The sequence below is a fragment of the Poseidonibacter parvus genome (genome assembly GCF_001956695.1).
Taxonomy (GTDB): Bacteria; Campylobacterota; Campylobacteria; order Campylobacterales; family Arcobacteraceae; genus Poseidonibacter; species Poseidonibacter parvus.
On the sequence record NZ_CP019070.1, the window covers coordinates 19,088 to 31,019 of the forward strand.

The 11,932-nt window shown below is 26.1% G+C and carries 12 protein-coding genes; 4 read left to right on the plus strand and 8 right to left on the minus strand.

Features of this window, described 5'->3' with window-relative positions; genetic code table 11:
• Position 1: 1 nt before the first annotated feature.
• Positions 2 to 499 carry a transglycosylase SLT domain-containing protein gene (locus tag LPB137_RS00100; RefSeq protein WP_076082711.1) on the minus strand — a complete coding sequence of 166 codons (498 nt, stop codon included), beginning with the start codon at positions 497 to 499 and terminating at the stop codon, positions 2 to 4.
• A gap of 163 nt (positions 500 to 662) precedes the next feature.
• Between LPB137_RS00100 and LPB137_RS00105 the strand changes: the two genes are divergently transcribed.
• The gene (locus LPB137_RS00105) at positions 663 to 872 is read left to right on the plus strand and encodes a hypothetical protein (protein WP_076082714.1); all 210 of its coding nucleotides are present in this window, start codon (positions 663 to 665) and stop codon (positions 870 to 872) included.
• A gap of 217 nt (positions 873 to 1,089) precedes the next feature.
• Here LPB137_RS00105 and LPB137_RS00110 read toward each other — a convergent pair whose 3' ends face one another.
• Genes LPB137_RS00110 through LPB137_RS00120 form a run of 3 tightly spaced genes read right to left on the minus strand, consistent with a single transcriptional unit; the run spans position 1,090 to position 3,738 of the window.
• Positions 1,090 to 1,803, minus strand: coding sequence for a nitrilase-related carbon-nitrogen hydrolase (locus LPB137_RS00110; RefSeq protein ID WP_076082717.1), 714 nt, complete (start codon positions 1,801 to 1,803; stop codon positions 1,090 to 1,092).
• The gene (locus tag LPB137_RS00115) at positions 1,778 to 3,187 is read right to left on the minus strand and encodes a phosphomannomutase/phosphoglucomutase (RefSeq protein WP_076082720.1); all 1,410 of its coding nucleotides are present in this window, start codon (positions 3,185 to 3,187) and stop codon (positions 1,778 to 1,780) included. The genes LPB137_RS00110 and LPB137_RS00115 overlap by 26 nt, the downstream gene beginning before the upstream one ends.
• Before the next feature lie 5 nt (positions 3,188 to 3,192).
• Positions 3,193 to 3,738 (minus strand): methylated-DNA--[protein]-cysteine S-methyltransferase, encoded by a 546-nt coding sequence (locus tag LPB137_RS00120; protein WP_076082723.1) that lies wholly within the window; start codon positions 3,736 to 3,738, stop codon positions 3,193 to 3,195.
• Positions 3,739 to 3,800: 62 nt separating this feature from the next.
• Between LPB137_RS00120 and LPB137_RS00125 the strand changes: the two genes are divergently transcribed.
• From LPB137_RS00125 to LPB137_RS00135, 3 genes are read left to right on the plus strand one after another with little or no spacing between them, the layout of a single operon-like run.
• On the plus strand, positions 3,801 to 4,877 hold the full coding sequence (locus LPB137_RS00125; protein WP_076082726.1) for an ADP-ribosylglycohydrolase family protein: 1,077 nt from the start codon (positions 3,801 to 3,803) through the stop codon (positions 4,875 to 4,877).
• Positions 4,878 to 4,879: 2 nt separating this feature from the next.
• Positions 4,880 to 5,548: a response regulator gene (locus LPB137_RS00130; RefSeq protein ID WP_076082729.1), complete on the plus strand. Its 669-nt coding sequence runs from the start codon at positions 4,880 to 4,882 to the stop codon at positions 5,546 to 5,548.
• Complete coding sequence (locus LPB137_RS00135; RefSeq protein WP_337251432.1) at positions 5,538 to 6,860, plus strand: HAMP domain-containing sensor histidine kinase; 1,323 nt, start codon at positions 5,538 to 5,540, stop codon at positions 6,858 to 6,860. The genes LPB137_RS00130 and LPB137_RS00135 overlap by 11 nt, the downstream gene beginning before the upstream one ends.
• Here the strand turns inward: LPB137_RS00135 and ccoG are convergent.
• From ccoG to LPB137_RS00155, 4 genes are all read right to left on the minus strand, one after another.
• Positions 6,857 to 8,203 (minus strand): cytochrome c oxidase accessory protein CcoG, encoded by a 1,347-nt coding sequence (gene ccoG, locus LPB137_RS00140; RefSeq protein ID WP_076082732.1) that lies wholly within the window; start codon positions 8,201 to 8,203, stop codon positions 6,857 to 6,859. The two genes, LPB137_RS00135 and ccoG, sit on opposite strands and share 4 nt — an antisense overlap.
• Before the next feature lie 73 nt (positions 8,204 to 8,276).
• Entirely contained in the window at positions 8,277 to 9,707 is a 1,431-nt protein-coding gene (locus LPB137_RS00145; RefSeq protein WP_076082735.1) for a sensor domain-containing diguanylate cyclase, read from the minus strand.
• Positions 9,708 to 9,756: 49 nt separating this feature from the next.
• On the minus strand, positions 9,757 to 11,040 hold the full coding sequence (locus tag LPB137_RS00150; RefSeq protein WP_076082738.1) for a leucine-rich repeat-containing protein kinase family protein: 1,284 nt from the start codon (positions 11,038 to 11,040) through the stop codon (positions 9,757 to 9,759).
• A 13-nt stretch (positions 11,041 to 11,053) separates the two neighbouring features.
• On the minus strand, positions 11,054 to 11,887 hold the full coding sequence (locus LPB137_RS00155) for a bifunctional helix-turn-helix domain-containing protein/methylated-DNA--[protein]-cysteine S-methyltransferase (RefSeq protein ID WP_076082741.1): 834 nt from the start codon (positions 11,885 to 11,887) through the stop codon (positions 11,054 to 11,056).
• Positions 11,888 to 11,932: the final 45 nt, after the last annotated feature.

Here is an 11,932-nt window from a genome sequence, read left to right on the forward strand (position 1 = left end):
ACTATACTTTAACTCTTTTTAATCTTTTTATTATTGTTGCGATATCTCTTGAATAATTTCTAGCTCTTTTGCTATTATATTTCCAACCACCATTGTAAGAACCCCAAACTTTTTTCCAATCATTCTTGTGAATTTTTTTCCAATAAGTTAATTCAGCAATTGCATTTTTTGTAGCGAATTGAAAATCAGAAATTAATCTCATAGCATATTTATTTCTATTCCATGAAGTATTTCTTGCTTTTTGTCTACTTAATACTGTTTTGATATTTGCTTGATATAATCCATAATCTTTACTATCTACATTTACAAGATATTTTCCAATAGATGATTCTTTAATTGCAATTGCCATTAGTGAATAACTAAGACCATGCTTTTTACCTTGCATTTTTATTTGTTTTAATGTTTTAATTTCTGCAGGTGTTAATTTTGATGCGTTAAAGTTTGATGCAAAAATATTTGTAATAAATAACATTACTAATAATGTAATTTTTAAATTCATACAGTTTTCCTTTATTTACTCTTAAATTAAAGCGCGAATTATATATTAAATATGCAAATTTGTCAAATTTTACCTATTATTTACTACTTTTATAGCTCATTTAATTTAGTATTTAGCTACTCCTGATTATAATTCCGAAAATTTTTATTAAGACAAGTAGCTAGTGAAAAAACAAGAATTTAAAAAACTAATTAGAGAAATTGGCTTTACTTCGCAAAGAAGTTTTGCAGAAGAAATAGGTGTGAAAGCAACGACTTTTACAACATATAAATTTATACCAAATCATATTGTAAGAATCATAAACATGGCTTTATTAGCCAAACACAGTGGTGTTCCTTTTGATGAAATAAAAGAGGCAATGAAAATAGATTAGATTTCTTAATCTATTTTTTATATATATTATTTTGTTTCCTCTTTAATTTTTAGTGTTAAATCATGTAAGATTTTATTTTATAAAAATTATTAAAAATTACAATAATTTTTATAAAAATAAAATAAAAAAATAATTTTAAAATATTTATAAATATTTTTTACAATTTTAAGTGACTTTTTTTACTTTTTTTTAGATTTTTTACAACTTTTGATAAATCTTATAAACCAATATTAATATATTTACGTACTTTTTTTATCTCTTCATGAACATATTTTTCAATTATTATTTCTTTTTCATCATCTTTATTTACATTTCCAAAAGGTGAAATTATTGCACTTCCTTTTGCCATATTTGAATCGCTACTATTACAAGCAATTACAAAACATTGATTAACTAAGGCAAGAGATTTAGAAATTGTTTCATAATGGTCTTTTCTTTTTATTCCCCACATAGAAGGATTTAAGATTATATCAGCACCTTTTATTTTTTCCCATAACTGTGGAAATCTTAACTCAAAGCAAATTAAAGTGGCAATTTTAATTCCATTTATCTCAATAATTTTTATATCTTCTTCATTTCCTACTTCAAAATGCTCATGTTCAGAGCCTAGTGGAAATAGTTTTACTTTAGATTGTGTATGAATTAACTCTTGATTATTGAAAATATGTAAGGTATTAAAAAACTTTCCATTTTTTTGAGTTATTAGTGTTAGAGCTATAGTTTTATTTACTGCTAATTGCATTAGCTCTTTTATAGCAATAATAGAAAACTCTGAGGCTTCTTGCATTCTGTCATAACAAAATCCACTTAAAGCAATTTCAGGTGCTAAAATAATAGAGTTTTCTGGACTTTGTATAATTAATTCTTTTAAGTTTTCTAGGTTTTTTGAAAAATCTTCTTGGGTTTTAATTTGTAGTGCTATTAAATTCATTTATTTCCTTTTGTATTAATTTCTCTAGGGCATTTTGATATGTTTTTGCAGTTGCAAAGCTACTTGCTTCATATTTTGTAACTAAGATTGGATTTGTATTTGAAGCTCTTACTAAGGCCCAACCATATTCAAAGTTTATTCTAAGACCATCAACTGTAATAATATTTTTAATTATAGGAAAGTCTCTATTTAGTCTCTTTAATGAAGTTTCTATTTTTTGCATTAATAAAAACTTTTTTTCTTCTTCTATTTGTATTTCAATATTTTCACTAGTATAAATTTTTGGTAGACTATCTATTTCTTTGTCAATATTCATATTTGAAGAAATTAACTCTAAAACTCTAAATGTTGCATAAATAGCATCATCAAAACCATAATATCTATCATTAAAAAATATATGCCCTGAAACCTCAGCTGCTAAATCAGCATTTAGCTCTTTGAGTTTAAGTCGTAAGTTTGAATAACCTGTTTTATTCATAATAGTTGTGCCATGTGTATTTATCTCATTAAATACATTTTGTGAATATGTAACTTCACCAATAATTACAGGGTTTTTCATAGTTTTTGAAAACAAAAGTGCTAAGATATCACCCTTGATATTATACTTTTGAGTAAGAACTGCAATTCTATCGGCATCTCCATCATAAGCAAAACCATAATGACAATCATCTTTTAAATGACTTTTTAAATCAGATAGATTCTTTTCATTGCTAGGGTCTGGATGATGATTTGGAAAGTTACCATCAGGTTTTGTATATAAGGCTTTATAGTTTAAATTTAGTTTATCAAAGATAGAAGTAATAACAGTATCAGCCATTCCATTTCCACAATCAATTATAAATTTTGTTGGTAAATCTTTCAAGTGTGAGAACTGTTTAATCATATAATCTATATATAAACTCTTAGCATCAACTTTAATAAAATCATGATTATCTTCAATCTTTATATTTTCATTTGATTTAATATCTTCGTAAAGCCTTATTAAATCATCTGCAAAATAAGGTTGGTTTTGTATTGTTGTTTTAAAGCCATTATATTTTTTTGCATTATGGCTACCAGTTATCATTATAGATGCATCTGGCTTTATTGTTTTATTATCAATATTAAACTCTTGGTATGAAGCAAAGTAATTAACTCCAGTTGCTACAAGACCTATATTTAATACTTTACATCCAGATTGATTAAGTCCACTAATTAGTGAGTTAAAAAGCATTGTTGAATGTTTTCTAATATCATATCCAATTATTACGTAAGCTTTTTTTTCTGTCCTTTTTTGTATTTCAAGTCCTAGGTAATATCCAATAAGTTTTGTATTATCACTATTTAATTCATTTGGAAATATACCTCTAATATCGTACTGTCTAAATATAGCTTTGTTTATCACTTATTCTACGCTCTTTTGCTTTCTAAATTTAATAAAAACTCTTTTGCTTCATTTCCACCTGCATATATATTAGAACTTCCATCATCTTTTTGTATTCTATGGCAAGGTACGATTATATTTAGCATATTTTGAGCAAGAGGACTCTCAATTGCTTTTTGTGTTGCTCTATTTGTATTTAAAGTATCAATTTTTGATGCAAAAGAAGAAAAGCTTTGAATACTTCCATAAGGAATATTTAGTAACTCTTTCCATACTTGTATTTGAAATGTAGAACCAATAAGTTGCATTGGTAATTCAAATGTAGTTCTTTGATTATTAAAATACTCTTCAAGTTGAATTCTTAACATATCAAAATATTCACACTCAGATGGAATAATATCAGTGTCAAAACTCTTTTTTAAAATATCAATTCTAGCTTCTATATTAAAAGGTGTGAAATAGCAAAGCATTACTATTCCTTTTTTTGAAGCAGCTGCAAACATTTGGCCAAGTGGAGTATCAATTGTAGTTGTTAGTATTATTTCTTTATTAGGTGTTTTGTATTCTCTCATAATTGAATTTTAACATAAAGAAAATAAGTTATAATGTTTTATCAAAAAAATAGGAATATATTATGAGTAATAAAACAGATATAAAATTAGATAAAAACAAATTAAAAGGTGCCTTTTTTGGCGCTATTGTAGGAGATGCTTTATGTTTAGGTTCTCACTATGAATATGATGCAAAAAAGATTTATGAAGCTTATGGACAAAAGCCAATTGAAAAGTTTATGAGTCCTGGTGAAAAAATGGGTGGAGAAACTCACGGTATTGGATGGGGTCAAAGAAATTACCATCCAGGAAAAAGTGCAGGAGGAACAACTGATTATGGAGATTATAATATCTTAGTTTTAGAACATCTTGCAAGTATATCAAATCCTCCTAGAGCTTTTGAAGTTGCACCAATGCTTCCTCATTGGATGAATAGGTTAGAGCATTCATGGGGTTCATGGATTTGTACTATGACTAAAGAGACATATTCACAAGTTAAAAATGGAACACCTGTACAGTATCTTGGTGGTATTTCAAATGCAACTGCTATAAGACATATAGCAGCTCACTCTTATTATGAAACAGAAGAAGAAATAGTTGATGTTGCAAGAAAAACTATGTTTACACACAAAGATGTTCACGCACTTGGTGGTGGTGAGTTTTTTGCTCGTGTAACACATAGAGTTTTAAGAGGTGAGCATCCAAGATCTGCTATTGAAGATGTTGCTATTTTAATGGGTGGTTTTTTTGAAGAAAAAACAAAACAAGCAATTTCAAAATATGAAGAAGCTATAAATCCAGAGTCTGATCTTTCAAAAGAGTTATTCTGTGATGATTTAGCAATTACATCAATGGCAAGATTATGGGATGTTGGAAGAAGTGAACCAATTAAAGTAGGGAAAGCAAGTCCTACTGAAGGTACTATGCCTGGAAGTATTTACTTTATACTAAAATATGCAGATGAAAAAGATGGTCTTAAAAAAGCCCTTCAAGCAAATGCAATGGTAGGTGGAGATAATGCTTCAAGATCAATTGCAATTGGTATGGTTTTAGGTGCATATTTTGGAGTTGATGCAATTCCACAGCAATGGAAGGAAACTTTAGAACAATGGGACTATTGTGAGAAGTTATTAGATAAGTTGCCACTTTTAAAAGACTAAGATTGAATAATAAAATAAAAGTACTTTATGTTGAAGATGATGACATAGCAAGAGAAAATGGCATAGAGTACTTAGAAAACTATTTTGAATATATCTATGAATCTAGTGATGCTCTTAGTGCTTTAAAGCTTTATGAGAAGCATCAGCCTCATTTAATTATTACAGATATTCAAATGCCAAAGTTAAATGGTTTAGAGTTTATTCAAAGAATAAGAGAAAAAGATAAAAAAGTACAAGTAATAGTAATATCAGCATTTTCAAATAAGGAATATTTATTTAAAGCAATTGAACTGCAACTTGTAAAGTACTTGATTAAACCTCTTAAAGAACAGGAATTTCAAGAGGCTTTGTCTTTGTGTATAGAAAGTATTAATAATGATTCTTCTAATATATATAAGTTAAATAGTGATTACACTTTTGATATCTTTAATAGCACTCTAGTTTGTAAAGATGAGATTGTAAAACTGCGAACAAAAGAAATAGACTTTTTAACATTACTACTTAAAAATAAAAATAGATATGTTACATATACTGAAATAGAAAACTATGTATGGAATGAAAATGCTATGAGTAAAGATGCATTAAAAACCTTAGTTAAAAATATAAAAACAAAAATACCAAAAGAATTAATCCTAAATCTTTCAGGAACTGGATATAAAATTGATTTATGATTTAAATACAGTTTTAGTATATGGAGTTACTTTTGGTATTTTAATTATGACTATTGTTTATACTTTTATTAGGTATATATATTCAAAAGAGATATTTTATGTAAGTTATTGTTTTATGCAGATATTCTCTCTTGTATATATATTATCTTATAGTAAACTTTTTTCTATAAATTCTTTGTTTGAAGACTTAGCCTTGCTTTTTGCTAGTTTAAGCTCACTTGTCTTTGCAGTATCCTTCTATGAAGGTAAGTTTTTTCCAAAAATGAAAAATTTAAATGAGTTACTTTTTAATACCTTTTTACTTAATGTTGTAATTCTTAGTTCCTTTTATCATTATATGCTTTTTGAGTATTTACCTTATACAATTATTTATGCAATCTTATTTGTATCAATAATCTTTAATTTAAAGCAAGAGTTTAAAGCAACAGTTATATATGTTCTTGGTTGGTCGGTTTTATGTTTTATTTTATTTGTAATGGATTTTAAAAGCATTTATGAACAAAGTGGATATATGGATTTAGTTTTATTAGTTTTTGCAATAGAGGCTATTTTATTTACTATCTCAGTAGCATATAAATACAATAACTTACAAATACAAAGTAATTCTTATGAAGATATGTTATTACAACAATCAAAGTTAGCAAAATCAGGTGAAATGATAGGAAATATTACTCATCAGTTTAGACAGCCTTTGAATAACTTATCATATATTCTAATGAACTTAAAAAAACGTTTTTCAAAAAATGAACTTGATGAGGTATATTTTGAAAAGAAGATTACTCAAGCAAATAGTCAGTTACAGTTTTTATCTAAAACAATAGATGATTTTAAAGAGTTTTATACACCTTCAAAACAAAAAGAAAACTTTAGTGTTAAAGAAGCAATACTAAACTGTATTACTATTTTAGATGCAAATTTAAAGAAATATAATATTAACTTAGAAGTTAATGTAAATACAGATGAGAATATTCAAATCTTTGGTGTTAAAAATGAGTTGTCACAAGTAATCCTAGCCCTTGTCTCAAATGCAATAGATGCTTTAAAAAGTACTCAAAACCCAATGATAAATATTGATATTAATTCTAATAATGCTGAGGTTATAATTGCAATAAAAGATAATGCAGGAGGAATAAATAAAAAGAACTTAACAAAAATCTTTGAGCCATATTTTACTACAAAAGAAGATGGTTCAGGGATTGGTCTTTATTTAGTAAAGTTAATCATTGAAGAGAGTTTTGAAGGGAAAATTGATGTTTTAAATGAAAAAGAGGGTGCTGTATTTACCCTCTTTTTTGAAAAGTCATTTGATTAGTTTTTTAACAAATCATTTCTTGGATAAATAAAAGCTAGTTCTTTTTCAAGTTTTATTTTTTTGTCTTCTTTTGCATAAGCTATAAGTTTTATTTTTAAAGGAGTGTCTTTTTTATCTGATAAATAAAGTCTCTTTTTAGTCTCTATAATTAAAACTTTTTTAGCTCTTTTTCCTGGATTTAATTTAAAAGCTTTAAATCTTTTTATTTTAAAATTTTTACTATCTTCTAAAGCTAAATTATATGTATATACTCTTTTTTGAGTATTGTGAAAAGTTAATATATAGTTGTTGGAAACTTTTGCATTTTCTTTTATATTATAAAGTTTTGTAGTTTTGTTAACATTTAATAAAAAGTACTCTTTTTTTGAAGCAAATACTCCAGTTAAAACAAGACATAATATTAAGGAAGTAAAATAAGTTATATTTCTTTTTGTAAATATCTTTGATACTTTTTTATTGATAATTGTATTTGTACTTCCCCAATTAATTAAAGACTTCTTCCCAAGTTTTCCCATTACAGTAGTGCATGCATCAGAACACTCTAAACAGTTAATACATTCAACTTGTAAACCTTTTCTAATATCAATATTTGTAGGGCAGATTTTTACACATGCCTCACAAGTTGTACACTCTTCATTTGCTTTCCATTCTTTCATTTTAAAGATAGATTTTTCATTATTTACAAAAACATTTCCACCTCTTGAAGTATCGTAAACAATTTGCTTTGTATCATTATCATATAAAGAAGATTGAATTCTTGAATAAGGACATATATAAACACAAGAATTCTCTTTCATAAATATAATATCAAAAACTAAAAACATAGCAGTTGATATTATAAATATAATCATAAATGAGTGATTTAATGGATCTAAAATATACATAAAAAAATCTTCAGGTGGAACAAAATACCACATAAAATTTGTAGCAATCATTAGTGAAATAATAATCCAAAGAAAAATTGATATATACTTTTTTAACTTGTTAGAATTTTTAGAATAATCAATATCTTTTTGTTTATTTTTTACTCTTCGTAAGTCTAAAATATTACCTTCAATTAAGTCTCTATATATAGTTCTAAAAATTGTTTGAGGACAGGCCCATCCACACCAAATTCTTCCTAATATACTTGTAATTGTAAAAATCCCAATAAATAAGAACATTAGTAAAAATGGCATAAGATAAAGTTCACTTACATTGTAAACAAAGCCTAATATATGAAACTGCAATTTATCAAAAGATAAAAGTAAGATGTGATTACCATTGATTGTAATGAAAGGTATTAGCAATGTAAATATTGTAATAAATAGATATGTAAAATATCTTTTCTTTGTGTAAGACATATAAACTCCTTTGTTTACAGAAGTTTATATTTTTTTGGTGTTCATTTAGTGGTTTTTAGAATTAATTTGATAACTAATAAATGATTTTATTTCTACCTTCTTTTTTTGCTTGATATAGATTCTTATCAACTCTAGAGAATAATTCTTCAGCACTAGTTTCAGTAGTTTTTGTAGCAATACCCATACTAACAGTGATTTGTCTATCTAATAACTCTTTTAAGCCTTTATCCTCTTCTACTTTGATTCTAAGTCTTTGAGCAAGGTTATAAGCAGTTTGCTTATCTAGATTAGGAAGTAGTGCAACAAACTCATCTCCTCCCCATCGAGCAATTAAGTCATGCTCTCTAAAAGTTCTTTTAAATAATTCTGAAACTCTAATTAAAACTTTTTCTCCTATTATATGTCCGTACTTATCGTTTATCGTTTTAAATTTATCAACATCAAATATAAGCAGAGTTAAGTTTTTAGTTTTTGTATTAAACATACTTTTAAAAGCTTTATCAAAACTATTTCTATTATTTAATGAAGTTAGTTTATCAGTATTTGCAAACTTTTGAAGTGATTTATGAGTATTATTTATATAATATATAATTAATATCATAATGATTATTACAATAATTAAAAACATAAGAATATTAAAATATAAAGCATTTTCAATTTCTTTTTTGTATGTATTCTCTTGGGCTTCAACACATAAATATAAGTCTAATTCATCTATAAATCTAATATTTACAATATAATCTTTACCATTTTTTGTATATTCTTGAGTTGTTTTATTTTTATTATTGAAATTATTAATGAGTGTATTTATGTAAGTTATATCTTTTTTATTTAGTTCTTCAATATTATTTGATGAAATCAAGACTTTATTTTCTTTATTTATAAAAGAAATATCATGATTATACTTTTCTTTATAATCTTTTAAAAGTTTACTCACATGTTGTGTTTGTAGCCCTACTCCTACAGCTGCTAAAAAATTACCTTTATCATCTTCAACTCTGTAATTTGTAAATATTGTCATAGAGTTTTCTGCTGCTAAATCTAAGTCAATATTACTCTCATAAACATCAACAACATTTTTTACTCTATAGAACCAATTATCTCTTTTATCACTTGGACTAATTGTTTTTAAAATACCTTCTGAATAGTAGTAATTCTTTGTAATATCAGATACTAGAAAGCTACTTGAAGTATTATATTTCTTTTTTATTGCAGCTAAATACGAGGAAATTTGATTTACATCTTTTTCTCCATTTTTAATCCAATTAATCATAAAAGTATCTTGAGCCATTAAAGAAGAGATTAAATTTGGTTTTAATAAATCTCTTTGGATTTCAGAATAAATATTATCACTGCTTAATGGCAAAGATTTATATTTTAATTGATCTTTTGTTAAATCTACAGCAATTTTATAGCTAAAAAATGAAGCTATAATAAAACCTGCAGATAGAAGAAATGTTACTATTATTAAAAGCTTGTATTTTTGGAAGACATAATTTAGCATTTATATTACCTTTATATAATAATTATAACAAAAATAATATTAATCTGTTTTATAATAAATTATTTAATATCTTTAGTATTTCTTTAAATAAAGGTCTTTTTTCTATTACTTCATTTTTACACTTATTCTGTAACTTGATTAAATAATCTCTTATTTCTTTATTGGATAAGTTTTCTTTACATAGAGATAACAACTCTTGAATTAAGCATCCAAAAGCTCTTACTTCTATTTTTTCTAAAGCATTTTTAATTTCTATTTCTTCTAATTCATAATAAGAAGCTGCTCCAAAATCACCTAAAATACTATTATAGTTTTTATCAATCATAATATTATGAGCATAAAAATCTCCATGCATAATACCTCTTTCATGCATATGAAAAGAAGCATTTGCTATCTCTTGTAGTATTTTTAAACTATCTTTTATAGAGAGTTTAAAGTCACTTGGATAAGTATCTCTTGTGCAACTTTCTAAACTAGGAGGTAGACCTAAGTTTTTAAAACTTGATGGAATTAATTCAAGCATTAAGACATCTTTATTTTCAGGATGATTAGAAACTTGGGCTAATACATCAATAAGGTTTTTATGTACTCCCATTGAAATATTGATATCCATTTCTTCTTGTGGTAAACCATCTGATGTCATTTCACCTTTAAATATTTTTATAGCAACTTCTTCTTTTTTAAAAATTGCTTTATAAATATTTCCAGAAGCTCCTTCTCCTAAAAGCTGTTTAATTTCTAACTCTTCCCATGAAACAACTTTTAACTTATCTTTTATTTTAGGATGTTTTTTACAAAAAGGATTTGCACTATATGCAAGCCATGAAAGTTTAGGTAAAGATAGTAATAAAGTGGGAAATACTTCTAGTTTATTTGCTGAAATTCTTAATAACTCTAAATTGGTACAATTAGTAAAAGTTTCAGGAAGGAAACTTAGTTTATTACCTGATAACATACATTTTTGAAGAAATTTTAAACTTCCTATTGAATTGGGAAGTGCTGTAAGTTCATTATCTGTTAGAATTAACCATCTAGTATTAAGAGGTAATGAGTTTTCTTCAAATATTTTAATTTGGTTGTTTCTTATTCCTATCATTGATAACTTTGAGAGCTTAGCTAATACTTTTGGGACATGATTAAATTGATTATTTGAAAGGAACAGTCTTTTTAGTTTTTTAAATCTATAAAAATCATCTGGTAAAGAGGATAAGTTATTATCTGTTAAATCCAAAACTTCTAAGCTATTTTCTAAACTATATAGTTCTTTTGGAAAATCTCTTAATCCTTGTGCAATTTTAACTGAAGTAGCACCTTTTTCTAATTGTATTGACATTCTTTTCCTAAAATTAGTTTTTTAATGCCTCATAAGCAATAAGTATTTTTTTTCGTTCAATTCCCCAACGGTAACCACTCATGGCACCTGATTTTGCAAGAACTCTATGACAAGGTACTAAGTATCCTATATGATTTGAACCAATTGCACTAGCGACTGCACGTACTGCTTTTGGTTTATTAATACTATTTGCAATATCTTGGTAGGTTGTGATTGTTCCATTTGGAATATTTAATAAGGCTTTCCAAATATTTATTTGAAAGTTTGTTCCTTTTACATATAAATCAAACTTCTTCTTTTCAATAAATATATTATCAAGATAATCTTGTGCTTTTTTATCATCTTCTATTAGTGTTGCTTTTTCCCAAAGTTCTTTAAATCTTGCGAAAATTGCTTCTTTATTATTATCAACAAAACCAAGATAGCTAACACCTCTTTTTGTAAAGGCAATTAAAGCCTCTCCAAAAGGAGTAAATCCATAACCATAAGTAATCTCTACGTTTTGCCCAGATTCTTTATATTCTTTAGGAGTTACACCAATAATATTTACAAATAAATCATGCAATCTGCTAGGACTTGATAAACCCATATCAAGTGAGCTATCAAGTATGCTTTTTGATTCTTTTAAATGCTCTTTTGCATAATTTAAAGTAACAGATTGTAAAAATTGAATAGGAGTCACACCAACATATTCTTTGAATACTCTAATTAAGTGGAATTTACTCATTCCTATATATTCTGATATTGTGTCTATTGAGGGTTGTTCTTTGAAATTATCATCGATGTATCTTATTACTTTTTCTATTTTTTTATAGTTTTCATTTTCAAGTAATAGCTTATCATCCATGAGATTTCCTATAAGGTTTAGTATAAGTGGTATTCTATACCACTT

Coding starts and splice junctions, on each gene's coding strand:
- LPB137_RS00100 (WP_076082711.1), bottom strand. CDS start 499: ATGAATTTAAAAATTACATTATTAGTAATGTTATTTATTACAAATATT.
- LPB137_RS00110 (WP_076082717.1), bottom strand. CDS start 1,803: ATGAATTTAATAGCACTACAAATTAAAACCCAAGAAGATTTTTCAAAA.
- LPB137_RS00120 (WP_076082723.1), bottom strand. CDS start 3,738: ATGAGAGAATACAAAACACCTAATAAAGAAATAATACTAACAACTACA.
- LPB137_RS00125 (WP_076082726.1), top strand. CDS start 3,801: ATGAGTAATAAAACAGATATAAAATTAGATAAAAACAAATTAAAAGGT.
- ccoG (WP_076082732.1), bottom strand. CDS start 8,203: ATGTCTTACACAAAGAAAAGATATTTTACATATCTATTTATTACAATA.
- LPB137_RS00145 (WP_076082735.1), bottom strand. CDS start 9,707: ATGCTAAATTATGTCTTCCAAAAATACAAGCTTTTAATAATAGTAACA.
- LPB137_RS00150 (WP_076082738.1), bottom strand. CDS start 11,040: ATGTCAATACAATTAGAAAAAGGTGCTACTTCAGTTAAAATTGCACAA.
- LPB137_RS00155 (WP_076082741.1), bottom strand. CDS start 11,887: ATGGATGATAAGCTATTACTTGAAAATGAAAACTATAAAAAAATAGAA.